We start from the raw sequence: 25,847 nt of genomic DNA, 5'->3' as shown, positions 1-25,847 counted from the left end.
GCTGATCAGCGAACATCAATCACCGTCGCATTCGTGAGGAGTGACACCATGGCAGACAGGGTTTCGACGTCGGTCACCATCGGCGGTCGCATTGCACAAGCGAGACTGCTCGACCTCGTGGCGCTTATCGAGGCGGAGGGTTTGTCGAAGGACTGGGATGGGGAGCCGTTCGACCTTTCCCAACTGAGCGCGGGCGAACCCCTCACCGTAATGGCGCACGAGGTGGCGTGAGGCAGGTTCGACGACATCGAGCAATTTTGCCTCGACGTTGCCGTCCCCTTCGTGCGGTCAAGCGGATCCTGTGCCGGCCAGTGGGGGGCGGAGCGCGTCGTCTATACGGGCTCCGGCGAGCCTATGCGCTATCCATGCTGCGAGGATGACTATGTCATGATCGGCCGGGACCATGTCGAGCGCCTCGGCACGATCGACGCCGTCCTCGCCTATTTCGAGGCTGCCGACTTCGAGGTTCCGCCCCTCGATATAGAATAGCGCCTATCGCTCGGCACCGTAGAGGAGAGGGAGCCTTCGGCCTGCTTGGACGCGCAGTGGCGTCTGAGGAGGTCAGATCATGTTCTACGACACAACTTACCGCCACGATCAGGCGCTTGCGCCCGCGGGACTGGAGACGCTGCCCGCCGCGCTCCACGCATTGAACGCAGCGGTCGACGACTGCCGACGTGCCGGGAAGCCGATCGCGCGTGACGCGGCCGTTCTCCTGTTGGTTCGGAACCTTGCCGGCGTGGCAGATCGCATCCCTTCCTCCAGCGCGGAGCTGCGCCTCGCGTGCGGTGCCGATCGCGCTGCTGTTCTTTCGGTACCGGCCTTGCTCGACATCGCCGGTCACAGTGTCGGCGGAGACTATATCGCCAAGCGGACATTCCACTGTCAGGCCCGTCGCGCGCTCGCCAGCCTCGCCGCGGCGATCGGTCTCGACGTGGCGCTGGCCCGGATCGGCAGCGCGCTCGGCACCGATGATGAGGATGGCACGACCGAATTGCGGCATCCCGACATCGGGATCCGGGTCAGGCCGCGAAGCTTCCTGCCCGCCAGCGAGATCAGCTTCAATCGGTGCCGTCGTGGCGAACCGGCGAGCAAGATCCACCTAGCGCCGATTGCAGAACTGCTCGACGCCCCCGCATTCGCCCGACGCCTCGCCATGACGATCGGACTGCCTGGCGTGGCCCTCCAGGCCGCTGCCTGACCTCCCCTCCCTGCTGAATGATCACCGGCCTTTACCGGTGTGAGGAGTGTTCCATGCCCGAGTTCATCATCACCCCGGTCTTTCGGGTCGAGGAGCTTGCCTCTTCGGCGCGCGAAACCGCGCTTGCCTGGGGCCGTCAGCACGCCGTCCCGGACGACTGGTACGAATGTGTCATCGACGACTTTGCAACGGTCTGCAGCATCATCGGCGTTGACCTCGCGATGCGACCGGTGCGCCTGTTTGGCGGCGGTACGCGCCAGGAACCGCGCGTGCTCTTCTCCGGCTTTTCGAGCCAGGGTGACGGCGCGAGCTTCGAGGGAAGCTATCGCTATGCCAAGCGGTCCACCGCGGAGATCCGCGCTCACGCGCCGACCGACAACGACCTGCACCGTGTCGCGGACACGCTCGCGACGATCCAACGGCGCAACATCTACCAGCTGGAGGCGCTCATCCGGCAGCAAGGTCGCTATTGTCACGAATATACGATGACGATCACCGTCGAGCGCGCGAGCCCCACCGGGCAGACCCCGACCGTCACCGCCGAGGACCAAGTTATCGAGGCTATTCGAGACCTTGCTCGCTGGCTCTACCGTCGGCTCGAAAGCGAGTACGACCATCTGACGTCGGACGCCGAGATCGACGCCGCCCTCCGCGCGAATGACCATACCTTCACCGAGGCTGGAGTACGGTTTCCATGAGCCGGGCGCCCGTCATCGCCGCCTGGGGCGCCGGCGTCGATTCGACTGCGATGATCGTCGAGATGGCAGCGCGCGGCGATCCGATCGACATGGTGCTGTTCGCCGATCCCGGGTCGGAGAAACGTGGCACCTATGCCTTCATCCCCATGTTCCGGGCATGGATGGCGGACCGCGGCATCGTCTCAGAAATCGTCCGCTACCAGCCCCGCAACTTCAAGCACTGGCCGCCATACGCGACCATTGCGGAGAACATGCTCACCAATGCGACGCTGCCCTCGGTGGTCTTCAATCGTGGGTCGTGCTCGCAAAAATGGAAAGCGAGTGCCCAGGACGCCTGGACGGACGATTGGGAGCCTGCACAGCGGTGCTGGGACGCCGGTGACCGGGTCGTGAAGCTGATCGGCTACGACGCTTCTCCGCGCGATACGCAGCGTTACCGCCATGCGGTCGGTTGTGAGGATCCCCGGTTCATCTATCGCTATCCCCTGCGTGAGTGGAACTGGGATCGCGCGCGTTGCGAGCAGCGGATCGCCGCCGCGGGGCTGCCCATACCTCCCAAGTCGAGCTGCTTCTTCTGCGGGAGCATCAAGCCCGACGAGGTGATCGAGCTCGCCGTCGACGAATTGCGGGTCATCGTTCTCATGGAGGCGCGCGCCAAGCCCCGGCTTCGCAACGTCGATGGCTTATGGCGACGGCCGGTGCTCGGCCGCCGCGGGGCGATCCCGCGACCCGGCACCATCACCGAATTCATCCGGGAACGCGGCCTCCTGCCGCCGGACGAGATTGATCGCATCGTGTCGGAAGCGCCAACCGATCTGATCGCGTTTCAGGCGGCCCAGGCCGCTCTTCCCCTGGAATCACGGACGTCGATCGGCAGCTGGCTTCACGACTTCAACCGCGCTGCGGATGCCCTTCGTCCCATTCGCTCCGATTCCTGATCCGTTCGCCAATCGCCGCTGTCGTCGACCGTAGCGATGCCGCGCGCCGCGTGACGACAGCCGCCCCCTTCAGTTACATCTAGGCTCAATCGACTTGCGGTCGTTCCATCTCGGCTGCGGCATCGAGGATCATGCCGCTCCAGTTGGCTAGGATCAGGCCGACCGCCGGATCATGGTGTTCGGTCACGCTCGCGAACTGGCCGAGTAACGATCCCAGCTCCGCGAGCGGAAGAAGGTCGTCGCGCGCCAGAACCGTGCCGACGACGGCTAATGCGCCACCGATCGCCCGAACCAAAATTGGATCGGGCCCGATCGTCGGGCAATCCGCGTCCCTGCCCGACTGCGCGTCTGGGACCGCGCCGATACACGCCAGTGCCGCGTTCAAATGCGTAGCCGCCGGCATCACGCCCGCGTCCGCCAGCACCAGAAGTGCTTCTTCGATGCGCAATCGTGCAAGAGCGAGCTTGGTCGCCGCCTCGGCGGTAGTGGCACGCCCGCCTCCGAAATTTGCGTCCCTCAACGCCTTCTCCGCCCCTCAATGACGAGCGCGATCGGTCTCCGCTAGGACGAAGCCCCTCTGCTCAGACACGTGGCGATGAAAACCGCAGCGCGAACGACGCCCCGCGGGCGAGCTGCATGGCGGACGCGAATGCTCCCCATGCGGCCTTCCCCTGAGCCTCACACTCGAGGTTTCCACGCCCCGACCCGCGTCTCCGCAGGCTCCCTCAGGTTAAAGTAGATCATCCTGCTGTGCCAGCATCGTGTGTCGGCACTCACTTCCGGCCAGGATGAAGCGGGATCCTCTCGCGTCCTGTCTCGCCTCGGCTCCGTCAGCCACGGACGTATTCGCCAGTCAGCCGCACTGACCCTACCTCCGTCTCCCTTACGCCACCCAAGCGGGTCAGGTCGCGAGACACAAACGGGACATTCGCCCGAAAAGGGCGAGCGGCACCACCGTCATCGGCAAATCACCGGAGACGATGATGTTTTTTGACCAGACCAGTATGATGACGGGGGCATCTCGAACAGTGGCGCGCGCAGCGAATTGCCCCGCGATGAGCTGGGCGGCGCCAGGCACGTGCGGAGAGTTCGTTCAAGGCCGCCTCGACGGGATCGACTACCTCATCAACAGCCCGATCGATCGCTTTTCGACAGCAACCGTTCGCTCCGCAAGGCGACCTGGCATTCGCGCTGCCAATCCCGATCGTCACAGCAAAGTCGCGCAGCTGTTGACGATGATGGGCGCTCCCGAGGCGGAATGCGACGGGATGGAAATCGAGCTGAACAGCGACCTGCCTGCCGGCAAGGGCATGGCGTCCAGCACCGCAGATCTCGTCGCCGCAATGGGAGCGGCCATGCATCATCTGGGCACAACGGCGCTCGTCCCAGATGTGTGCCGATCGCTTATCGCGATCGAGCCATCGGATTGCACGCACATCCCGGGGGTTGCGCATGTCGGCCACCTGTGCGGCCGCGTGTTCCGTTGCTTTCTTCCCCCTTCCGGGTTGCGCGTCCTGATCCTGGATTGCGGTGGCTCCGTCGATACGGTCGCCTTCGACCGCGCGCGCGCGCACAAGGTCTATGCGCGGCATGAGCGCGAGGTGCGCGACGCGCTGTCGTTGGCAAGCCGCGGTCTTGTGACCGGCGACGTTCAGCAACTGGCCGACGCAGCGACTATGAGTGCGCGGCTCAGCCAGCAGATCCTCCCCAAACCGCCATTCGAGGAGGTCGAGCGGCTCGCCCGATCGGCAGGCGCTCTGGGTGTGAACTGCGCCCATAGCGGGTCCGTGCTCGGCATTCTCTACCGTCCCGGAGAAGTGAAGCCGTCGCTGCTCAGCGAACTCATCATTCGAGAACTCGGCGACGCGGTGTCGATCGTCGGTGACCACGCATTCATTTCCGGAGGTATCTATGTCCGCCGCCACTGAGCTTCTTTCGCGCTCGGCACACAATCCGTCGTTCTTCGCCGTTCGCGAAGCGGCTCCGGTCGATCGGCCGCTGCTAGACTTCTGCGTACCGGTCAACCTTCACTATCCCAAGGACAGGCTCCTCGCGGACGCCAGTTGTCGCCTAGACGAAATCACCAAATATTACCCCGACTATGCGGAGGTTCACCAGGAGCAGATCGCCCGGCTGACCGGCCTTCCCGCGAGTGCCATTGTCGTCGCGAACGGGTCAACTGAGATCATCACCGAACTGGTCCGGGCTGCCTCTGGACCGCTCGTCACCTGTGCCCCGACGTTCGGTCAATGGACGGATCTTCCGCGCGAGCATGGCAAGGCCTTCGATCTCTTGCTGCGTCGCCGCGAAAATGGCTTCCGCCTCGATCCGCGGGAGGTGATCCAGCACGTCCGTGAAATTCGCGCGAACACCCTAATTCTCAGCAACCCCAACAATCCGACCGGCGTGGCCATGCCGCTTCACGAAATCACGTTCATCGTCGAGGCGCTGGCAGATCTGTCGACGATCATCATCGACGAGTCCTTCATCGACTTCGCCGACGTCGAGAGCGCAAGCAGCCTGGCGCTGGATCACCCGAATTTGATCGTGGTCAAGAGCATGGGCAAGACACTCGGCTTGCATGGCGTCAGGCTCGGCTATGCCGTCGCCTCCGAGCGCACCGCGGCGAAGCTCCGCCGGCAGATGCCCTTCTGGAATATCAACGGTCTGGCCGCCTTCGTGCTCTCATGGGTGGCGGCTCGGCCACAGGCCCTCATCGAGAGCCTGGAGGCGACCGCCGCCGATCGCGTGGCGATGGAGGCCTCGCTCAGGACGCTCCCGATGCTCCAGGTTTATCCGTCTGCCGCGAACTTCCTCTTTGTGGAACTCGAAGACGGCGTGTGCGGTGCCAAGCTGCGCGAGCGCCTTTTGACCGAGCACGGCATCTTCATCCGCGACTGCGGGAACAAGGTCGGCTCCTCGAGCCGCTATCTTCGCCTCGCCGTCGCGCCTGCCGCCGCTGTCGAAAGGCTGAGAGACGCGCTGAGCGTCGAACTCGCCTCCTGACGGGCGACGAAAGTTGGCGAACACGATGGATCCGGCCCATGTGCAAGGCGGGTGCGGTCAAGGCTCCGGCCTGTCCGACCGCTTGAACATCCTCATCACGGAAGGGGAGGATCGCCTTCGCATGGTGCTGGCGGATCATCTCGGCCGGCAGGGATATGGCTGCGCTCAGGCAGCGCGCCTGGCTTCGATGCGGGAGCTTCTTGCGTCGCATGCCTTCGACCTGATCGTCCTGGACCTGATGATGCCGGGAGAAGACTCGTTGGCCGCCCTGCGCGACCTGCAGCAAGTGGGCGCGCCGCCCGTCATCGCCTTGTCCGCGGGCGGTGCCGATGTCGATGGAATCATCGCCTTGGAGATCGGGGCGGAAGACTTCATGCAAAAGCCGCTCAATCCCCGTGAACTGGTCGCGCGGATCCGTACCGTTCTGCGCCGGTGCGAGCGACAGGGTCCATCCGCGCGCGTCCGACGCTTCCTGGACGCGGAACGCGAGCTCTATCGATTCGCCGGATGGATATTGGATGCAACGACGCGAACGCTGTTCGATCCGAACGGCCTGATCGTAAGCCTGTCGGATGGCGAGTTCAGGATGCTGCATACCTTTGTTCAACGACCGCATCGGGTGCTGTCGCGCAACCAGCTTCTGGACTTCGCGCTAGGGGTGAACAGGGAGCATTTCGACCGAGCTGTCGATGTGCAGATCAGTCGCCTGCGGCGCAAGTTGTCGGGAAGGGTCGGGAGTCTGGAACTCATCCGCACCGTCCGCAACGAGGGCTATATCTTCACCCCAGAGGTGACCCGGTAACCCCTTTGGTGTGAGAGGGGCCAGCGCTTTCGCCAAGTCTTACAAGGGCAAAAGCGTACCGTACGGCGATTGTTGCAGTGTTTGACACATAGATGAATATAAAGAGTTGTAAGGCTGGGGAAACGGCCAAAGGGATGGAGGATCATATGCGCCTTCTAAAGACAACCGCTTCGCACCTCATTCTCGCGTCTTTCCTCGCTCTGACCAGTTGCGGCGACGGTTCGAGCTCCGGCTCGGTTACGACACCGACGCCCACGCCGACGCCCACCCCCACGCCGACCCCGACTCCTACGCCGACCCCAACGCCGACCCCCACCCCCACCTCGAGCGCGAACGGCGTGGGTACCGGCGTCAGCCAAGGCACGGGCACGGCGGCCGTCGTCGCCGCGGCCAACACGTTCCTAGGGACGCTCAACAGCACGCAGACAACCGAGACCAGCACGGCCGGGACGACCAGCACGGTCCGCTTCACGTTTACCCGCGCGAATGCCATCCAGTGGACCAATCTGCCCGGTAACCGCCAAGGGCTGCGGCTGAATACGTCGACGCTGACGACCGCTCAGCTCACCGCCGCCGAGAATCTCATGGCGACCGCGCTCAGCGCCTCGGGGAAGCTGACGCAAGACGAGATCCGCCGCGCGGACGACGTGCTGAACGCCAATGGCTATGGTTCGGGGCTCTACTCGATTGCGATCCTCGGAACGCCGTCGACGACCTCGCCGTGGATGCTGCAGATCGCCGGCCACCATCTGGCGTACAACATCACCTACAACGGGACCTATGTCTCCGGTTCGCCGGCCTTCATCGGCGTCGAGCCACCGAACTGGGTCGTCACCTCGTCCGGCTCGGTGCTCGTGAACGGATCCATCACCGCCTCCACGAGCGGCACCCAGCATGCGCCGGTGGAGACCCAGCGCGTAGCTGCCTACAATCTCGCCCAAGCGCTGCAGGCCAGCAGCACCTTCGCGTCCGGCGCGCTGCTGAGCGGCACGTATAACGACGTCGTCGCGGGCGCGAACGGCAACTCGGACAGCAACTTCGGCTCGCTCGCCTATCCGACCACCGGGCGGGGACTTCTGTACAGCAGCCTCGACACGTCCACCCAGGCGCTCGTGCGCGCCATGATCGAGGCCTATGTCAACACGCAGCCATCGGATCGCGCGAGCACGCTGCTAGGCGTGTACGAAAGCAGCAGCCAGCTCGCCTCGACCTATGTGGGCTATGCCAAGGGTCAGGGCGGGACCGCGGACTTCGGCCCCTTCCCGTCCGGCACCTCCAGCCAGCGATCCTACATCCGCGTGGATGGCCCGCGCGTCTGGATCGAATTCGTCGTGCAGCAAGGCGTCCTGTATAGCAGCCAGGTCCACTACCACAGCATCTGGCGCGATAAGGTGGCCGATTATGGCGGCCAGTTCGGCAACGGCTCGAGCAACTTCAGCGGTACATGATCTCTCGTCACGTTCGCTGGCTGGCAGCGCTGATGCTCCTGATCTCGGGAGCGGCAGCGCTTGCCCACGCATTGCCGGGTACCGCAGCCTTGCTCGACTTCCGTCGCGACGATGTCGGCCTCGAACTCGACATGCCGCTCGACCAGTTCGAGCTCGGGTTCAAGCGCCCCATCATGGACAAGCCGAATGAGACGGTGGAGCGCTATCGACGCGAACTCCCGGCCTATCTGCTCGAACATGTCAAACCGGTCGCCCCGGACGGTCGTCCGTGGCAGGTTCGCGTCGACACGCTCAAGATCGATCAAAGTCTCGACCAGGGTCACGCAGACCTGATCGCCCACCTAACTCTGACCCCTCCCCCCGGCGCGCCGGTTCGCCGCTTCCGCTTCAACTATTCCGTCATCAATCACGAGGTGATGACGCACACGGTGTTGGTGTTCGCCCGTTCGGACTGGGCCAACGGCGTTTTCGGCGGTGAGCCACAGCTGCTCGGAACGATCCGTTTCATCACGACCGGGATCGACGTCGATCGCAAGCAGGGATCGTTCTGGACCGGTTTCGTCGCCGTCTTGCGACTGGGTATGGCCCATATTGCCGATGGCACCGACCACCTGCTCTTCCTCCTCGCCCTTCTTCTGCCTGCACCGCTGATTCGTGAGGGTGGCAGGCGTTGGGGCAGCTATATCGGCACCCGGCGCACGCTGATCCGCCTTGCCAAGCTCGTCACGGCGTTCACGCTCGGCCATTCGCTCACGCTGATCGTCGGAGCGTTCGGCAATGTGAGGATCCCGACGACGCCGGTCGAAGTCGCGATCGCACTCTCCATCTTCGTGTCCGCGCTTCATGCCTGGCGCCCGCTCTTGCACGGCCGCGAAGCCTGGGTGGCGGCCGGATTTGGCTTGGTGCACGGCCTCGCGTTCAGCCAGGTGATCGCGGGCGGCGGGCTCGACGGGTGGAACAAGGCGGCCGCGGTGCTCGGCTTCAACCTCGGGATCGAGGTCGTGCAGCTCCTCGTCGTTGCGGCCGTCGTGCCGTGGTTGATGCTGCTCGCATGGTCGGGCCGCTACACGCCCTTCCGTATCGCGGGTGCCATCTTTGCCGCGACCGCGTCGCTCGGTTGGGCAATCGAGCGACTAACAGGATCGCCCAATCCGGTGTCCGCCGCATTGGAGGGACTGAGCGGTGTTGCGCCGTGGCTGGTGGTCGCGCTCGCGCTTGCAGCCATCCTCATCTTCGCCAGAGCGAGGGCCGAGAGAAGCGGCGAGCCGTCGGCGTGAGGTGCATGAAGGCGGCGATCGCCGGGATCTCATTGTGCGTGATCCCGGCTGAGGCCCTTGCTCAACAAACGACCGCTTCTGAGAAGCCGGACGCGCCCGACAGTGAAATCGTCGTCTATGGTCGCGCGCTGCCCCAGATCGGAACTGCGACCAGCGGTTCCGAGGGAACCGTCGGCTATGATGATTTCGCCAACCGGCCCGTCTCGCGGGTCGGCGAGCTGGCAGAAAACGTTCCGGGTCTGATTGCGACCCAACATTCGGGCACCGGCAAGGCGAACCAGTATTTTCTTCGGGGCTTCAACCTCGACCACGGCACCGATCTCGCCGGTTTCGTTGACGGCGTACCGATCAACATGCGCAGTCATGGTCACGGCCAAGGCTATCTCGACCTCAACTTCCTGATCCCCGAGCTGGTCGAACGGATCGACTATGGCAAGGGGCCGTATGCGGCCGAGGCCGGTGACTTCTCTGCGGCAGGGACCGTCCGCTTCAAGACCGCCGACGCGCTTGCGCGACCGATCGCGGAAGCGACTGTCGGGAGCTATGGCTATGCCCGGGTGCTGGCCGCGGGTAGCGGTGCGATCGGCAACACTACGCTTCTTCTCGCGCTTGACGGCACCCTCAGTAATGGGCCCTGGGTGCTCGACGAAGACCTCCGCAAGATCAATGCGCTTGCGAAGCTCAGCCACGGCAGCGACACTGCCGGTTGGAGTATCAAGCTCGACGCCTATCACGCGACGTGGACATCGACCGACCAGGTTCCGCTGCGGGCGATCGAAAGCGGCGCGATCTCTCGCTTCGGTTTTATCGATCCGACGTTGGGCGGGCGGACGACACGGTTCGATGCAGTCGGCGAATGGCGCGCGGGCGGGACACGAGCGACCGCCTTCGCGACCTATTACGACTTCGGCCTTACCTCAAACTTCACCTATTACCTGAACGATCCCGTCAACGGCGACCAATTCCAGCAGGCCGACCGGCGCGGCATCTTCGGCGGTTCACTGCAGCACGCGTTCGCGCAAGGCGAAGTGCTCGGTCGTCCGACTACATTCAGGCTAGGTGCCGACCTCCGGTATGACCTGATCGGGCGGGTCGGGCTCTACACCAGCACGCAAGGGCGTCGGACTGGCAGCATCCGCCAGGACCGGGTCGACGAGGGCAGTGCGAACCTTTGGGGCGACATGGAAACGCACCTTGCGCCGTCGTTGCGCCTGCACCTTGGTGCGAACCTCGCCATGTACGGCTACGACGTGCGGTCAGACCTCGCTGCCAACAGCGGATCGGGATCGGACGCCTTGCTCGCACCCAAAGCGTCGCTCGCGTGGCGGGTGATGCCCACGCTCGAACTCTATGCGAACTACGGGGAGAGCTATCACTCCAACGACGCGCGCGGTGCGACGGTGACAGTCGACCCGGCGACCGGTGTCGCGGCCGATCGCGTCCCACTCCTTGTCCGTGCGCGTGGTCAGGAGCTTGGCGCGCGACTGGAGACCCGATCGATCACGGCGACGCTCGTTGCCTATCATCTGACGCTCGCCTCCGAGCTGGTTTTCGTCGGGGACGCCGGTTCGACCGAACCCAACGCGGCATCGCGACGCTACGGTGCCGAGGCGACCTTGTTCTGGCGCGCGTCGCCGACGCTGGTGCTCGACGCGCAGGGGGCGCTCACCAATGCCCGTTTCCGCGGCGTTGCCGCCGGGGAAGATCGCATTCCAAACGCGGTTGGAGAGGTGCTGTCTGGTGGCGCGACCTGGACGCCGACCGGGCCGTTGAGCATCACTGCCAGGGTGCGTCATTTCGGCTCCGCGCCGCTGATCGAAGACAATAGCGCGCGATCGAGGCCAACCACCCTCGTCAACGCCGGCGCCTATTACACGATTGGAAAAGCGCGGCTCGGCATCGACGTCCTGAACCTCTTTGACAGTCGTGACGCTGACATCACCTATTTCTACGCGTCGCGCCTGCCGGGCGAGCCAGCGGAGGGCGTCGACGACTATCACCTACACCCGGTCGAACCCCGCCAGGTGCGCGCATCGATCCGGTACAGCTTTTGAGCGAGGGGCCGGTGGAACTGACCTGCTACGTGCATCCGAGCTGGGCACCGCGGCTGAGGCCGGCAACGCCGAAGCGCGATTGGATGGATGCCACGCCGGAAAGCTTCGCCTATCGCTGTCTACCGCTGGCGATCGCGAACGCGCATGGCTGGGAGATCGGCTCACCGTGCGGCTTTCGTGCGCGCTGGAACGGGGGAAAGGGCGCGGATGCGGTCGAGCTCCAGTTCGATACCGACGCCAGCGCGCATCACCGTCCGGTCTCGTTGTTCGGTGCCGGCACGATCACCTTCCACGTCGAGGGGCTTTTTCGAACCTCGCCGGGCTGGAATCTCTGGGTCGGCGGTCCCCCGAACGCCGCCAAACATGGCCTCGCGCCGCTTGCCGGGGTCATCGAAACGGATTGGTCGCCCTACACCTTCACGATGAACTGGCGCTTCACACGCGCGCGTGAGTGGGTGCGCTTCGAGGAAGATGAGCCGTTCTGCTTCCTGTTCCCGGTGCAGCGCGGCGTCCTCGACGAGGTTCGGCCGGTGATCCGGCCTCTCGCTGACGCGCCCGAGCTCGACTCAGCGTTCTCGCAGTGGAGCGCTTCGCGAGACGCCTTCCAGGAACATGTCCGTCGCACCCAGCCCACCGCGCCGGCGGACAAGTGGCAGAAGCTATATTATCGTGGCGTCGATCCGAATGGCGAACCAGGTGCAGCGGATCACGAGTCCAAGCTGCGGCTTTCCTCATTCGCGAGCCAAGACACGGTGCCGCGCTGCCCGGTTCGTGGCAAAGCGGCGAAGCCGATGCCGGCTAGCCCTCTTCTTGCCGAGAGGAAGCCTGCGCCTCGCATGCCGCTTTATGCTGGTCCGGCGCTGGATGCCGACGTGATGGCGATGACCCTTCGCAACATCGGCTTCGAAGCGTCGCGCGCCGCCCCTCCGCAGCAGACCCTCCCCGGCCTTCCGACCCGCTTGCTCGTCTCCCAGCACGCCACGATGCCCATGGGGCCCGCCGCCACACAGGCGGGGATGCGGTCGACCGCTCGGCAGGCATGGCTGGCGCGTGTTGATGAGCGACAAAGGGCGTTGAGCCCGGCGCCACGATCGATCCCGCGCCTCTCCGCGCCGTCGCCAGAGGCATTCCTCGACCTCTTCTATGCGACCGGTCGTCCCGTCGTTCTTGAGGGGCTGGCCGCGTCATGGCCTGCAGCCCGGGACTGGACGTCGCAGCGGCTCGCGGAGCGGATCGGCAACACGCCGATAACCTTCCAGGGCGGTCGGAATGCCGCGAGCGACTTCGAGCTTGCCAAGGATCGGCATACACAAATGATGCCGTTCGATCGCTATATCGCCGAGGTCACCAGCGGAGATGGAGGCAATGACGCCTACATCACCGCCTATAACAGCGAGGCGAACCAGAAGGCCTTCGCTCCCTTGCAGCGCGACGTCGGATGGATCCCCTATCTTACCGGCCGACCGGGCATGTTGTGGATCGGACCGGCCGGCACATTCACGCCCCTCCATCACGATCTCACCAACAACCTGCTGGTGCAGATCGTGGGCACCAAGCGGCTGCATCTCCTGCCGCCCGGCGAAACCGACAAACTCGCCAATACCCGACACGTGTTCAGCGACGTGCATGACATCGAGGACCCGGCAGCAATCCGCCGCTTTCCGATGGCGGCCTCCGCGCAGAGGATGGTCGTGGATCTGGCGCCAGGCGATGCTCTCTTCATCCCCGTGGGGTGGTGGCACCAGGTCCGGTCGCTCTCCTTCAGTGTCATGCTGACCTACACCGATTTCGTCTGGCCGAACGACGCCTACAGCGACTTTCCCGTCAACGCAGAGGCGTAGGTCATCGGGGTATCGATCGGGGGCAAGATGGATGAACGGCTGATCGTTGAGCTGACAGAGCAAATCCGCGAAACGCAGATCGAGACGCTCGTCGTCATGGACGCACTTGCGCTGTTGATCGCGAGGCTCACGACGGTCGGCGTTATCGACCAGGAGTTCCTCGGTGACATGGTCGTGTGTGCCGAGGGGATCGATGAGGGGCGGTGTCGTCGCCTGGATGAGCAGGCCCCTGCCGCACTGGCGAACGAGCTGACGAGCATCAGAACGGCGGTCGCCGAACGACGCGCGACGTTCATGGCGATGGTCGAGCAGTTCACGGCAAACTACGTGGACGGTCGACAGCCGTAACCACCGGCCCTCCCTCCGACTGTCTCCGAACCCGTCAAACGCGCCGAGCGCCGGCACGACCGCGTCCACGATACTTGCGATTAGAACCCGATCCTCAGGCCAAGCGAGCCGACGACATAATTGCCGGATTGGGCCCCGAAAGTCCGGTTGAGAGCACCGTCCAGCCACAGCCGGGGCGCAACGCGGATGGCTGCCGAGGATCCTAAGATGAACCAGCCATCGGCCACGCTCACCGTCGTTGCGCTGACCCCCGGCCCGCCGCCTGCCGATAGGGCGGTTGCACCGTTGCTCGTCTGAACACGGCTGATCGACAGGCCGGCAAGATGCTGGTTCGAACCTCCGAGATATCGATCCAGCCTGAGCGTTGCGCTACCCGTCCAGGCTCGCTCGTCCGTTTCATAGTCCAGCGGCCCCTGCATCGAGATCGTTGAACGCAGTGCTCTGCTGGCGCTGTACTGGATAGCCGCGCTCGGGGTCAGGTAGAGACGGCGGCTGAGGGCGACGAAGCGGCCGCCGCTCACGGCAGCGCCGTAGATGCCGCTGCTATCGCCAACCTGACTCTCGCGCGTCCCGAGATTCGTCGTCACGCCGCCATATTTCTGCCGACCGATCGAGCCGTACGCATCGACGAACCAACTGCCGAAGGTGCCGCCGACACCAGCGGACACGATGGTATATCGAGAGGGGAGCACCGCATCGATCTGGCGGAGCGCGCTTCGGAACTCTGTGGCCGCAACGCGAACATAGCCACGTCCGAGCCGCCGGCTGAGGCCGCCTACGAAGAACGGCCTGGTGGCGTCACCGTCGCGATCGATCACCCCGGCGCTGACCGTCGCGATCCAGTCTGGCTGAGATGGCGGGTCCTGATCAGGCGCTTGCGACGATCGCACCCCAGCTTCGGTCGTACTCTCGCCTTCGTTTTCCACGGTTTGCGCACCCGCGGCCCCTGGATACCCGAAAAACGCCGTTACCAGCGCCGCACAGACATAGGACAGCCGATGTAGAACCAACGTCACGCGGCCCGGCGATCGTCGGTGAAAGCGAGTGGCAGAGTCACGCGAGCCGTGAAGCCATCGGCCGAACGAAACAGCGCAACGTCACCGCCATGGGCCCGTGCGATCGAGCGACACACGGCCAGGCCGAGACCACTGCCCTCCCGACCGGAGGTCCGCGCCGCCTCGCTACGATAAAAGGGTTCGAAAATCCGCTCGAGCTCGCTGTCGGGAACCCCGGGGCCGTTATCGATGATGTCGGCGATGGCGATATCATTCTCAACCGTCAGCGCCACACGGGTGTGCCCTCCCCCGTACTTCATTGCGTTGGTCAGCAAGTTGTCGAGCACGCGGCGCATCCCCAAAGGATCGATGTCGACGATCGCGCTTTCAAGTCGACCTGTTTCCACGTCTCCCAACATCGTCGCGTCTTCGATCACGTCATCGACCAATTCGGCGAAGTCCCGGCGTTCCCTCGCGTTGGGGATGGACGCGTCCCGCATGAACGCGATCACGGAAGAAATCATCTCCTCCATTTCCGCCACCTCCTCGCGCAATCCCTCCTGCTGATCGTCGGGCACATCCTCGATTCGGAATCGAAGCCGAGTGAGCGGCGTCCGCAGGTCATGGCTGATCGCCCCGATCATGGCGGTCCGATCGTCGACAAAGCTGCGAAGACGGCTCTGCATCTGGTTGAAGGCATGCGCTGCTCGACCGATCTCGGCGGGTCCGTCAAGGGGCAGAACCGCCGCGCCTGGGTCGCGCCCCAGTACATCCGCTGCATAGGCGAAATCGTTGAGCGGCCCAACGATGCGTCGTGCGAACAGCCATGCGATCGGCGCGACCGCGAGCAGCGACAGCAAGAACCATAGCGCGACGCGTCGCTGCCAGGCGTTCGGGAAGCCTTCGGCCCGCGGACTGACGACCACCCAACGACCATCCGGTCTCCGAACACCGGCGATGAAATCGCCCTCCACGAAAGGCGACGGTGCAAGCCCGAAGAACCCCGTCGATGGTCGAACAATGGGCACCGGCGTGCCGATCGGCGCAGGTGCCGGCGCCACGACCGGCGCAGCGTCGGTCGTCGGGCTTGCGGCCTCCTCCGGCAGCGAGATCGCTGGGGTCGCGGGAATCGGCACCGTCCGGTTCGGAAGCAAGGCCTCAGGGGCTACCAGCGCCTCGCTGAGAGACCTTGACGTCGGCGTCCGTGTCGCCGTCGGTGCGCTTTGCGGGACCGGCAGGTCGCCGCGACGACCCTGCGTGACGTCCGGCACTAGCGGCAGTTGTGGAGGCAAGCCGCCAATCGCACCGGGCGACTGTGGACCGTTCAATCCGGTCGGCGGCCCTGCCTGCGAGGGGACCGTAGGCAACGCCGACTGAGGCGGGGGACCTGCGGAGGCCCCTTGCGCGGTGCTGGGAGCGGGGCTCGACGCCGAGGGCATTGACAGCGGCTGCCGGTCGATCTGAGGCTGCCTGGGGACTTGTGGGAGCGGCACTTGGCTTTGCGGACGCCCCGCCGGCGGGAGCGACTGCGGAAAACCGCCGCCAGGAAGACCGGAACCGGGGAAGCCGCCCCCAGGCGGCCCTCCCCCGGGGAAGCCGCCTCCGGGCGGACCTCCGGGGCCAACCTGCAGCAAGGCAGCGGGCGTCATCACTGCGCGCGTCTCGAAGAGTACGGCCGGAACAAGCGTCGCCTCCTGCATCGCCGCCGCTGCTAGCGCCGCCGGAGGCGCGATCGGCTCCGCCGCCGCACCTCTCTGGCGCTCGGCGTCATCAGGCAGGCGGTCGGGCGCCGAGACCGGCTCCACCGCGCCTCCGACCGGCAATTGCGTATAGAAGCCGAGGGCAACGTCGGCCACCGGCCGGCGCAGAAGACCGGCCAGCTTGTCACGCGAGCTTTCCGAGACGAACCAACCCTGCGTAGAAAGATCAGGTGGACCGGACTGTACCACCCTGTCGAACCGGTCGCCCGCCTGATCTTCGTTTCGCAGCGCGGCCGCGATATCGGCGAGGGCATATTCGCGTGGCGGGGCTGGCGGCAGGACAAGTGTCAACAGCAAGGTCACCAGCTGCGCAGCAATCAGCGCGCCGACGACCAAGCCGATGAACCGGACGATCAGCGGCGGGCCGGAGAACCTCCCCAGCCTACGATCGCGCCGTCCTGCCTGTTCCGTCACTGCCACGATGCAATGCTATCAATGGTCAGCCGGCGCTTCCAGTCGTGGCGGAGCTGCTTCTGCGTCCGCCATCTCACGCCGGAAAGCCTTCAGACCCTTGCCCAGATCGCCCATGCTGCTCGCGATACGGCCGCCGCCGAACAACAAGGTCATTGCCGCGACGACGACAACCCAATGCACCATGCTCATCGAACCCATCTCTTTTCTCCTCTCGTCCCTACTTGCTTGCAGTTGTGTCTCAAAGATTGCTCGTCGGCGTCACCGCGGCGATTCCCCGCCGGCCATCCTGCCGATCGAGCTGGACGACCACATCGATCACCGACTTGGCGTAGGCGAGCGTATCCATCCGACTAAGACCGAGACCGGCCTGCATCACCATCAAGGCGAGCTGGTCCAGCGCACCCGCCGGGCTGTTGGCATGGATCGTGGAGAATGAGCCGGGGTGGCCGGTGTTGATCGCGCGCAGGAAGCTTACCGCCTCCACGCCGCGAAGCTCGCCCAACACGATCCGATCGGGGCGCAACCGCAACGCTGCCTGCAGCAGGTCGTCCGTGGTGACACGCGCTTCCCCCGTCTCTCCCTTGACCGCGAGCAGACCGATGCCGTTCCCGCCCGCCAAGCGGATCTCGGGCGTATCCTCGACGATCACAATCCGTTGCTCCGGCGACACCTCACGCAGCAGCGCGTTGAGAAATGTCGTCTTGCCCGATGAGGTGCCGCCACTGATCAGGATGGTGCGACGCGCGGCGACGCACGCGCGGAGATATCCGATCGGATCCTCTGCCGCATCCGCTTCCGGTGGGACAGCCTGAGCCGCGCCGTCCCGCGGCCGTGCATAGGCGTCCAGCGTCGTTTCGACGAGCCGATGTCGCCGCATCGCCATTGCCCAGTGCCCCCGGGTGGCGGGCGGCCCGGCGAACTGAACGCGGGTGCCGTCCGGCAACGTCGCCGCAAGAAGCGGTCGCTCGCGGTTGATCCCCTGGTGGCTGACGCGCGCGACCTGCTCGGCAAGACGGCGGATCGCCTGGTCGTCGATCGCCGGCACCTTTTCGCGACGCATGGTCCCGCCTGCCTCGATCCACACCAACCCCGGCTCGTTGACGAGGATCTCGGTAACCGTGTCATCGGCGAACCAAGAGGCGAACGGCGCCAGATAGGCGGCGAGGTAGACATCGGTCGTGCCACGCAGCGGGACGACATCGCCCCCGATCGCCGGGTCAGGGAGGCGCAGATGTGCGGTCGACGTCATGGCTGGACACTCCCGCCAACGGTTGAGAAATCGAGATCACGCGCCGTGAACACACGGATCGGTTGGCCCTGCCGGATGCGAATAGTGGGCGGTATCTGGGCATCCCGCTGCGCCGCCACGGAGGCGGCGCTCGTGCCACCGGACAGCACCAGCGACGTCCCGCTACTCGCCAGCGCGCCGATGCCACCGACGACCGACAGCAATGTCGCAGCGCCGAAGCGCTTCATGAAATGGCTGTTCACCTCTCCGGTCAGGCCGGAGGCACCCGAATATTCGACGCCGGGCGACGCCAGCTGGACGGTCACGCCGTCGGGACGGATCAGCCGGGTCCACATGACATAGGCGCGGGTCTGTCCGGCCGCGAGGCCGCTCTTGTACTGGCCGATCAGCCGCGACGACCGCGGGACCAGAACACGGCTTCCATCGAAGGAGCGGACATCCGAACTGACGACTGCACGGGCATAGCCCGGAAGATCGCTATCGATCGCGGTCTCGAGCACCGCAGGGATCAAGGTGCCCTGAGTGACGGTGTTGGCGGGATCGACGATGCGGGTGGCGCTGGCCTGGTCGGCCCCACCATCCGCCATCCGCGTGGCGAACGACTCATTGTCGGAGAGCGGCTGCGGCGCGGTGATCTTGGTGGGACTGGGGGGAGCGACCGCCGTTGGTGCCGACGCGCCCACTTCGGGCGCGCCCGAGGTATCCCACACCATCACCGGTGAATGCGCGGCATCGACGCCGCTCCGCGCGGCCGTCGCGGGTTGGGTTGCCTGCGCAATCGCCGTTTCCTGTGCAGCGGTCGGTGGAGCAATGGGCACCGCCGGTGCTGCCGGCTGAATAGGGACCGCCGCCTTGATCGGAGCCGGCGCCTTGGCAACGGGCGCCGCCGGATGCGGTGTCGTGCCGCTCATCGACCAGAGGGTGAGCCCTCCGAGCAGCAAGGCGCCGGCTGCCCCTGCGGCGAGTCCCGCACGATCGCGGCGCGCGACGCGCGTCGCGACGATCGGAAAGCCGTTGTTGCTGGCAGCGACTAGGGCGCCTTCGTCCATCGAGCGGCGCGGATCCTCCAATCCAGCGAACGGAACCAGGCCGGTGGAGCGCGTCAGGGTGTTGGTGCTCATATCAACGTTCCGCCGTCTGGGTCTGTGGGTTGATCGGGCTGGTCGATCTCGCCGGCGTGGGTGCCGCGAGAGTGAGGGCTGATTTGCCCGAGCGCAGGACGACCCGGGTCGGCACACCCTCCACGACGATATAGTCGCCACGAACGGCGAAGTTGGTCGGCCCCTCCGTGCCGTCAGGGCCGATGGTCAGTACCGCCGGCACCGGCCGGTCTTGCGGCCAGGAGAGATAGAGGGAGTTTCCGTCGTCGAAGCTGCGTTCGGGCATCAGTGCCTTGTCGCCCTTTGCGGCCCAGCCGAAGTGGAGCTGCAGGGGCGTCGCCGGGACAGGCGGCGTTGCAGCCACCTGGACTGCTTCCTTGGGCTCGGGGGCCGGAGGCGCTGGTGGCGGTGCAGGATAGGTGAACCGCAGCAGATAGGTCGAGGGCGCGCGCGGCGAGGCGACCAGTTCGAACAGGTAGGTATGCCGGTCGGTAATGACCGTCATGTTGGTCCGCGCCGATATGGCGACCGGCTTGATGAACAAGACGTTGGCGCGCTTGTTGGGCGTCACCTGCCAGCGGCTCGAGTCTCCGATCGCGACATTCTCGATCCGCTCTCCTTCGCCGAAGGCGATCGTTGATTGAAGGTTGGCACGGCCTTCGAAGCGAACCACGCGTCCCTCGTCATAGAATTTCGTAGCGATCCGTGGGTCGGATGCCAGGGCGGGAACCGATGCGCTGGCCGCCAGCGCGAGCAGGATCGTCTTCATGCGTGTCTTCCTCTTCAAATGGCACGCTGCCTCGTGATCGGTGCTTTGGTTTGTCCGGATGTTTTGTCCCGGGCATTGCCGGTCGGCGGAAATGTTGTGTCCGGCACGGCGCTCTTGCGGACATGAGGAAGCGCCCTGGCCGCCAGCATGACCAGAGCGCTTCTCCACGCGTTCGATCCTCCATCGTCAGCGGGGGCGGGATGCCCCGGCTATCGATCGTCCCAAGGCCGATGCTCGCGGCGCCGCACTCGTCATTGGACGCAAGGCAACGACATTGCTCGCGGGCGCCACCGGCGCGACAACCACGCGTTCGGAGGCGCGCCCGGCAGATCCGACTCCCGCTGCGGAGATCACGCCCTGCGCGGTCGGCGCGGACGCGATCGCCGCCGTCAGAGCACGCACCCGTTCATCTTGGCCAGGGTGCGAGGCACTTTGAGCGGAGGGCATGAAGATGCTCGAGGACGGTGCGGGGGTCGCGATCGAGGGGGCTGCTCGATCGGCATCCCGCTCCTCGCCCGCACCGGCCAGACGCCATCCCGCAACGAGTTGTCCGGCCACCTTCAGAACCATCGTCATCAAGGCGCAATAGACCGCAGCGCCGAGAAAGACGGCCGCCGCCTGCTGCATGGTCGGCTCGGATCCGAGATTCTCCGCCACCGGCGTGAGAATGATGATCGCTCCCCCGCCGATCAGGACCGAGAACAAGGGAACGACAGCGAACAGAACGGCGGCCTTGACCCAGCCCTCGAACAAGCCCCGCGTGCCGCGGAAGATTGCCAGGACGAGGAAGATCGGTCCGAGCGCCAGCAGAGCGGCGAGCGCGATCCTGGCGGTGATGAGCACGCCGGCCGTTCCCAACAGCAGCAACATGGTCGAAAGCCACAGGAGGTCGGCGGGTTGCCATCCTTTCGCGTCCTGCGCTTGCGCCTTTTGCGCGGCTTGCGCCGCCTCTGCGACCGCGCCGAACAGGCGATCGAGGCGATCCCCGAACAATGCCGTCGCTGATCCGTGTGTCCCAAGCAACAAACCAGCGACCTGATCGGGAGCGCCGACCAGAAGGTTCCAGACGACGCTCTGATACGCGGTCCAGGACGTCGCGAATGTCAGCACCGCGCCCAGCGTCAGCATCCGCGGCGTCAGTCCGGAGAGGCCGATCCGCGCCCGCCCGGTAAGGAGACCGACCGCCATCCAGGCCACGTAGAGCGTGAGCAGGATGGTCAGTGCCGGCAGCAATCCGCCATTCGCGCCGAAAAGGCGGTCGAACGCGTGCGCGGTTCCCTGCGCCGTCTGGCAGTCGATCACGCGCAGGGCGGACCCGATGCCGTCGGGCCCATCCGCCCCGAAAGACCCACAACCGTTCATTCTGCTGCCTCCATATACCACGGGGCCTCATGCTCGGGAGGACCGCCGGGCCATGCTGCACCGGTGAGCCGCGGATACCAGGCGGCCGGATCATCACCGGCATCGGCCCTGATGGCATCGAGCTTCCTGACCGTCGCTTCCCGACCGGACAGGACCATCAGCATCTCGCCGGTGCCCGTGAGGTCGAGCCGCACCACAACCGAATGGTTGGCATGCCGGACGAGAAAGCATCGGCTTTCCGCCGGCAACGCGCGGATGAGCGCCAGCTCATGCTCCGACAGATTGAAGCCCGTGCAGTAATCTTCCGCCTTCGCCTTTGCGTTGGGCATGAAGATCATGGTCGCGGTCTGTTCGACGATTGCCGACGCGATGCTGCTGCCAAGAGCATCCCCGGCCGACTGCGTTGCGAAACCGACGAGCGCGTTGCGTTTGCGCAAGGTCTTCAACCAGTCGCGGATACGCGAGGCGAAGACCGGATCGTCGAGCGCCTTCCAGCCTTCATCGATCAGGATCGTGGTCGGCGATCCGTCCAACCGCTCGTCGATGCGATGGAACAGGTACATCATGGCGGGCGTCCGCAGCCGCGGATTGTCGAGCAGCTGGGTCATGTCGAAGCCCAGCGTGCGTGCATCGAGATCGAGCCGGTCCGAGGCATTGTCGAACAGCCAGGCGTGCTCGCCGGAGCCGATCCAGGGCTGCAACCGATGCACGAGATCGCCGGCTTCGGGACGTCGCGCGCCGCCCAGCAGTTCGCCGAGGTAGCGCAGACGCCGAAATGCGACATCGTGATCATAGGCCGCCGCGACCGCTGCCGCGATCGTCGCCAGCTCTTCCGGACCTTCGGCGTTCAGCAGCACGGCGAGCCAGTCGCGCAGGAAGGCCTGGTTGGCGGGCGTTCCCGGCAGCGCGAGCGGGTTCATGCCGGTCGGCTCACCGGGGACGAGCCGGGCATAGTGGCCGCCGATCGCGCGCAGGAAGATCTCGGCGCCCCGATCCTTGTCGAAAAAGACGAGCCGCGGCCCGAAGCGCTGTGCCTGTGCCGCGAGGAAGTTCAGCGCCACCGTCTTTCCCGACCCCGACGGGCCGATCACCGTGAAATTGCCGAGGTCGCCTTCGTGGAAGTTGAAGAAATAGGGCGTGGCGCTGGTGGTCTCGAGGACGCTGACCGCGTCGCCCCAATGATTGTCGCTCGCGCGACCTTGGGGGAAACCGTGAAGCGAGAGGAAACCCGCGGCATTGGCCGTCGAGATCAGCGAGCGGCGAACGACGTAGGTTTCGTTGCCCGGAAACTGCCCCCAGAAGCTCGGCTCCAAGCCGACATCCTCGCGAACCGCGATCGTTCCCATATCCGCCAGCGCGGCCCCGGCTTGCGCCGCCGCGTGCTCCAGGTCCGGCAGCGTGTCGGCGCGAACCAGAAGGGAGAGGTGATGATCGCCGAAGCCGATCTGTCCGGCGCCCAGGCCATCGCGTGCCGTCATCATCTCGGCCCGTTCAGCCGCCGCTTCGGTGTCGGCTGATTTCAGCCGGCGCAGCGCGAGGTCGATCCGCTCGCGTGCGACCTGGCGGTCGGCCGGCGCGAAGCTTTCGGTCAGCACCAGTTCGTTGGGCAGACGTAGCAGATTGTCGACCAGCCCCGCGCGCGTGGCATCGGGGTATTCCTTGATCGACACCATGGCCGAGAACCGGCGGTCGCCAGCGCCCCTCGTCTCGATCGCGTCGAGGCCGAAGCTCACCCGGGTATAGGGGAGATATCGCCCGCAATCGACGTCTCCTGCCGGCGCCAGCACCGGACGGCTTTCCCCGTTGTAGAGCGCCGACAGGAGTTCCAACGGCTCGGAGCAGCGACCACCCGCGCCGTCATAACCGCCGAGCACCCGGGCGCCATACCCTGACAGTCCGGCGACGAGGGCCGTGATGGCGGTGTCGAGTTCACGGATCGTGCCGGGCTCTGGGTCGCCCTGGCCGTTGATGCGGCGACTCAGCTTCTCCGCCCAGCCCGTCTTGCCGCGTGCCGGGCGGCGCAGGATCGTGAGATACTGGTCGTTGACATAGAGGCGGCGTGAGGCGCGGATCGCATTCCAGCGTCGATCGAGTTCGCGCGAAAACGGATCATCTCCCGCCTCTGCGAGCGTCGCCTCGACCCGGCGCCGGACGACGTGATGATAGACGATGAACCGCGCATCGAGTGCGCTGCGCAACATCGTCTCGCGCACGGCCAGCAGATGGTCGAGCTGCTCCGAATCCTCCGTTTCGAACCCGATGCCCGGCACGGCGATCGTCCGCATCACGGCGCCGTCGCGCAACGCCAGGGTCTGCTCGTCGACAAGGCGGCCATAAGGCAGGCGGTCGCCCGCCTTTGCCTCGCGTGGTCCCCAAGCTGCCGGTCCCATCCACTTACGCATGACGTTCTGTCCTTCAGGGTTCGTAGGAGTTGCAGCCCCAGCGCTTCCAGTTGCGCACACGGGGCGTGCGGCTGACCTTGGTCAGCCACAGGTCGAAGACACGCGGCTCGCGCAGGCAGGCGAAATACCCGATGCCGTGCACGACGAGCGCGATCGGCAGCGACAGGAAGCTGCCGGTCACCAGGAAGGCCTCGGTCGTGACCGCCATGTTGACGATGAAGAACGAGAAGGTGACCCCGCCGAACATCTGCGGTCGCGTGAGCGCTCGAAAGACCGGTACGCGCTTGAGGCTGGCCACCGGTCAGCCCGCGATGCTTGCGGTGGACTGGATGCCGGCGACGATCGCTGCCGAGCCGAAGAGCACGAAGCAGCCGATGATGACCGTTCCGCCGAACTTCCAGTTCAGCCGGCCGGTCAGCATCATGAAGCCGACCATTGCGACCGCGATCACGGCAACGGCGGTCGCGACATGTCCGAGGAGCGTCCCCTGCAGCCAGCCGAGCGCCGCGACGATCGGGCCTGAACCCTGGGGATCGCCTCCGACCGACTGTGCGAACGCCGACGAGGGGGCAACTGCCAGGAGGGCAGCGGTAGTGGCGATCAGATACTTCTTCATTTCACTTCTCCAAAGGAGTGGACAAACGGTTCAGGATCGCAGCGACGTACGCGCGCGTCTCGGCGATTGCGGGGATGCCGCCGGCGCGAATGACGCGGCCCGGACCAGCATTGTAAGCGGCCAACGCCCGCTCGACGTCACCGCCGAAGCGATCGAGCTGCTGGCGAAGGTAGCGGGCGCCGCCTTCGATGGCCGCGACAGGGTCGCGCGGATCGACGCCCAGAGCACGGGCCGTGCCGGGCATCAGCTGCGTCAGCCCGCGCGCGCCGACGGGCGACACCGCGGTCGGCCGCCAGCGGCTCTCGCGCCAGATCAGCGCCTCCAGCAGTGCCGGACTGATGTCCTGATCCGCCGAGACGCGGGCAATGGTTCCGGCAAAGGCCGCCGGGACCGGCCGCGCCGACACATCGGTCATTGCCGCGTCGATCGGGGCGGCAGGCGTCGCCTCTCCGTCGTCCCACGTCACATAACCGGTGCCGCTCCGGGTCGAGATCGCGCCGTTCTCATCGACCTGCATCACCTGCGCGTTGGCATGGGCGGCGCCAAGGACGGCTGCCGTCGCGGCAAAGCTCGCGGCGGCAATGAAAAAGGGGTTCTTGGTGTCAATCTTCATGTCGATCACTCCGATGAGGCTGTGATCGACCCGGCGCTTTGCCCCGGAATGTCCCGTTATTTTCCAGACAGCCGATTCATCGATCGGCGGTGCAGACACATACCGGACAAATGCCCGAAAGCCCGGGCTGGCAATTGGCGGCCATGCTTGCCAATGTAATCCACATGGACCTCGCCACTCGCATTCTCATCGTCGATGACGACGAAGGCATTCGAAAGCTCATTTCGTCGTTCCTTGAGAAGAACGGTTTCCTGACGACCGTCGCCAGCGATCCGGTGGAGATGCGGGCCGCAATGGCCAAGCAACGCCCGGACCTCATCGTGCTGGACGTCATGATGCCGGGTGAAGATGGCCTGACGGCATTACGGGGTCTGCAAGCCGCCGGTGCGCCGCCAGTCATCATGCTCTCTGCGGTCGGTAGTGACATCGACCGGATCATCGGGCTGGAGATCGGCGCCGAGGATTATCTGGCGAAGCCGTGCAATCCTCGGGAACTGCTGGCACGGATCCGTACCGTGCTGCGTCGAAGAGAGCATGCGGTCGCGCCGAGGGACGCCAGCCCGCTCAAGGTCGTTGCCGAACCGATCGGTGAAGGTCGCCCGATGTTGCGGTTCAGCGACTGGTCGCTCGATGCCGAGGGCTTCACGCTGTACGCACCCGATGGTGAGACGATCGCGCTGACCGAGGGCGAGTTCCAGATCATGCGTGCCCTGGTCGAGCATCCGCGCCGCGTTCTGACCCGCGATCAGCTCATCGAATATGCCAGGGGCGGTGACAGCGACAGCTTCGATCGTGCTGTCGATGTTCAGGTGAGTCGGATCCGCCGGAAGATCGCGACGAAGGATGGTGCGGACCTGATCCGAACGGTCCGCAACGAAGGCTATATGTTCACCGCGTCGGTGGTGCGCCGCTAGGCAACCCGGACGTCACGGCATCCAGCGCCCCCCCCCGTCG

Annotated in this window: 25 protein-coding genes; 13 read left to right on the top strand and 12 right to left on the bottom strand. The window is 65.4% G+C overall.

The window, feature by feature from the left end:
* Positions 1–48 precede the first annotated feature (48 nt).
* The 4 genes from GQR91_RS18545 (at position 49) to GQR91_RS18530 (ending at position 2,837) form a co-directional block, all read left to right on the top strand.
* The gene (locus tag GQR91_RS18545; protein WP_149683115.1) at positions 49–231 is read left to right on the top strand and encodes a hypothetical protein; all 183 of its coding nucleotides are present in this window, start codon (positions 49–51) and stop codon (positions 229–231) included.
* 337 nt (positions 232–568) lie between these two features.
* Positions 569–1,201 carry a hypothetical protein gene (locus GQR91_RS18540; protein WP_149683114.1) on the top strand — a complete coding sequence of 211 codons (633 nt, stop codon included), beginning with the start codon at positions 569–571 and terminating at the stop codon, positions 1,199–1,201.
* Between the two features lie 53 nt (positions 1,202–1,254).
* The gene (locus tag GQR91_RS18535) at positions 1,255–1,899 is read left to right on the top strand and encodes an antitoxin of toxin-antitoxin stability system (protein WP_149683113.1); all 645 of its coding nucleotides are present in this window, start codon (positions 1,255–1,257) and stop codon (positions 1,897–1,899) included.
* Entirely contained in the window at positions 1,896–2,837 is a 942-nt protein-coding gene (locus GQR91_RS18530) for a hypothetical protein (RefSeq protein ID WP_149683112.1), read from the top strand. Before GQR91_RS18535 ends, GQR91_RS18530 begins: the two co-directional genes overlap by 4 nt.
* A gap of 85 nt (positions 2,838–2,922) precedes the next feature.
* Here the strand turns inward: GQR91_RS18530 and GQR91_RS18525 are convergent, their stop codons facing one another.
* Positions 2,923–3,357 (bottom strand): hypothetical protein, encoded by a 435-nt coding sequence (locus GQR91_RS18525; RefSeq protein WP_149683111.1) that lies wholly within the window; start codon positions 3,355–3,357, stop codon positions 2,923–2,925.
* Positions 3,358–3,817: 460 nt separating this feature from the next.
* Here GQR91_RS18525 and GQR91_RS18520 point away from each other — a divergent pair, with 460 nt between their 5' ends.
* The 8 genes from GQR91_RS18520 (at position 3,818) to GQR91_RS18480 (ending at position 13,613) form a co-directional block, all read left to right on the top strand.
* Entirely contained in the window at positions 3,818–4,765 is a 948-nt protein-coding gene (locus tag GQR91_RS18520) for a GHMP family kinase ATP-binding protein (RefSeq protein WP_149683110.1), read from the top strand.
* Entirely contained in the window at positions 4,749–5,843 is a 1,095-nt protein-coding gene (locus tag GQR91_RS18515) for a pyridoxal phosphate-dependent aminotransferase (protein ID WP_149683109.1), read from the top strand. The genes GQR91_RS18520 and GQR91_RS18515 overlap by 17 nt, the downstream gene beginning before the upstream one ends.
* A 13-nt stretch (positions 5,844–5,856) precedes the next feature.
* Positions 5,857–6,645, top strand: a complete 789-nt coding sequence (locus GQR91_RS18510) for a response regulator (RefSeq protein WP_235904120.1) — start codon at positions 5,857–5,859, stop codon at positions 6,643–6,645.
* Between the two features lie 338 nt (positions 6,646–6,983).
* A complete protein-coding gene (locus GQR91_RS18505; RefSeq protein ID WP_149683107.1) occupies positions 6,984–8,093 on the top strand; it encodes a DUF3500 domain-containing protein in 1,110 nt (369 codons plus the stop codon).
* Between the two features lie 32 nt (positions 8,094–8,125).
* Complete coding sequence (locus tag GQR91_RS18500; protein ID WP_160146832.1) at positions 8,126–9,370, top strand: HupE/UreJ family protein; 1,245 nt, start codon at positions 8,126–8,128, stop codon at positions 9,368–9,370.
* Between the two features lie 5 nt (positions 9,371–9,375).
* Positions 9,376–11,424: a TonB-dependent receptor gene (locus GQR91_RS18495; RefSeq protein WP_149683105.1), complete on the top strand. Its 2,049-nt coding sequence runs from the start codon at positions 9,376–9,378 to the stop codon at positions 11,422–11,424.
* An 11-nt stretch (positions 11,425–11,435) separates the two neighbouring features.
* Positions 11,436–13,265 carry a DUF6065 family protein gene (locus GQR91_RS19700; protein ID WP_235904119.1) on the top strand — a complete coding sequence of 610 codons (1,830 nt, stop codon included), beginning with the start codon at positions 11,436–11,438 and terminating at the stop codon, positions 13,263–13,265.
* A gap of 27 nt (positions 13,266–13,292) precedes the next feature.
* The gene (locus GQR91_RS18480; protein WP_149683104.1) at positions 13,293–13,613 is read left to right on the top strand and encodes a hypothetical protein; all 321 of its coding nucleotides are present in this window, start codon (positions 13,293–13,295) and stop codon (positions 13,611–13,613) included.
* An 80-nt stretch (positions 13,614–13,693) separates the two neighbouring features.
* Here GQR91_RS18480 and GQR91_RS18475 read toward each other — a convergent pair whose 3' ends face one another.
* The 11 genes from GQR91_RS18475 to GQR91_RS18425 form a co-directional block, all read right to left on the bottom strand.
* Positions 13,694–14,629 carry a hypothetical protein gene (locus GQR91_RS18475; RefSeq protein ID WP_149683103.1) on the bottom strand — a complete coding sequence of 312 codons (936 nt, stop codon included), beginning with the start codon at positions 14,627–14,629 and terminating at the stop codon, positions 13,694–13,696.
* A complete protein-coding gene (locus tag GQR91_RS18470; RefSeq protein WP_268878321.1) occupies positions 14,626–16,788 on the bottom strand; it encodes an ATP-binding protein in 2,163 nt (720 codons plus the stop codon). Before GQR91_RS18470 ends, GQR91_RS18475 begins: the two co-directional genes overlap by 4 nt.
* A gap of 12 nt (positions 16,789–16,800) precedes the next feature.
* Positions 16,801–16,980, bottom strand: coding sequence for a twin-arginine translocase TatA/TatE family subunit (locus tag GQR91_RS18465; protein WP_149683102.1), 180 nt, complete (start codon positions 16,978–16,980; stop codon positions 16,801–16,803).
* Positions 16,981–17,020: 40 nt separating this feature from the next.
* Positions 17,021–18,031 carry a P-type DNA transfer ATPase VirB11 gene (gene virB11 / locus GQR91_RS18460; RefSeq protein ID WP_149683101.1) on the bottom strand — a complete coding sequence of 337 codons (1,011 nt, stop codon included), beginning with the start codon at positions 18,029–18,031 and terminating at the stop codon, positions 17,021–17,023.
* On the bottom strand, positions 18,028–19,152 hold the full coding sequence (locus GQR91_RS18455; RefSeq protein WP_235904118.1) for a TrbI/VirB10 family protein: 1,125 nt from the start codon (positions 19,150–19,152) through the stop codon (positions 18,028–18,030). Before GQR91_RS18455 ends, virB11 begins: the two co-directional genes overlap by 4 nt.
* A gap of 1 nt (position 19,153) precedes the next feature.
* On the bottom strand, positions 19,154–19,900 hold the full coding sequence (locus tag GQR91_RS18450; RefSeq protein ID WP_149683100.1) for a TrbG/VirB9 family P-type conjugative transfer protein: 747 nt from the start codon (positions 19,898–19,900) through the stop codon (positions 19,154–19,156).
* Between the two features lie 186 nt (positions 19,901–20,086).
* Positions 20,087–21,262, bottom strand: coding sequence for a TrbL/VirB6 family protein (locus tag GQR91_RS18445; RefSeq protein WP_149683099.1), 1,176 nt, complete (start codon positions 21,260–21,262; stop codon positions 20,087–20,089).
* Complete coding sequence (locus tag GQR91_RS18440; protein ID WP_149683098.1) at positions 21,259–23,664, bottom strand: VirB4 family type IV secretion/conjugal transfer ATPase; 2,406 nt, start codon at positions 23,662–23,664, stop codon at positions 21,259–21,261. Before GQR91_RS18440 ends, GQR91_RS18445 begins: the two co-directional genes overlap by 4 nt.
* Before the next feature lie 13 nt (positions 23,665–23,677).
* On the bottom strand, positions 23,678–23,962 hold the full coding sequence (locus GQR91_RS18435; protein ID WP_149683097.1) for a VirB3 family type IV secretion system protein: 285 nt from the start codon (positions 23,960–23,962) through the stop codon (positions 23,678–23,680).
* 3 nt (positions 23,963–23,965) lie between these two features.
* Positions 23,966–24,280, bottom strand: a complete 315-nt coding sequence (locus GQR91_RS18430; RefSeq protein ID WP_149683096.1) for a TrbC/VirB2 family protein — start codon at positions 24,278–24,280, stop codon at positions 23,966–23,968.
* Position 24,281: 1 nt separating this feature from the next.
* Complete coding sequence (locus GQR91_RS18425) at positions 24,282–24,893, bottom strand: lytic transglycosylase domain-containing protein (protein ID WP_149683178.1); 612 nt, start codon at positions 24,891–24,893, stop codon at positions 24,282–24,284.
* 164 nt (positions 24,894–25,057) lie between these two features.
* On the opposite strand from GQR91_RS18425, the gene GQR91_RS18420 reads away from it, so the two are divergent.
* Positions 25,058–25,807: a response regulator gene (locus GQR91_RS18420; protein ID WP_174236661.1), complete on the top strand. Its 750-nt coding sequence runs from the start codon at positions 25,058–25,060 to the stop codon at positions 25,805–25,807.
* The last annotated feature ends 40 nt before the right edge of the window (positions 25,808–25,847 follow it).

Source organism: Sphingomonas carotinifaciens (assembly GCF_009789535.1).
Taxonomy (GTDB): Bacteria; Pseudomonadota; Alphaproteobacteria; order Sphingomonadales; family Sphingomonadaceae; genus Sphingomonas; species Sphingomonas carotinifaciens.
This window is presented reverse-complemented; position numbering and strand designations above follow the sequence as displayed.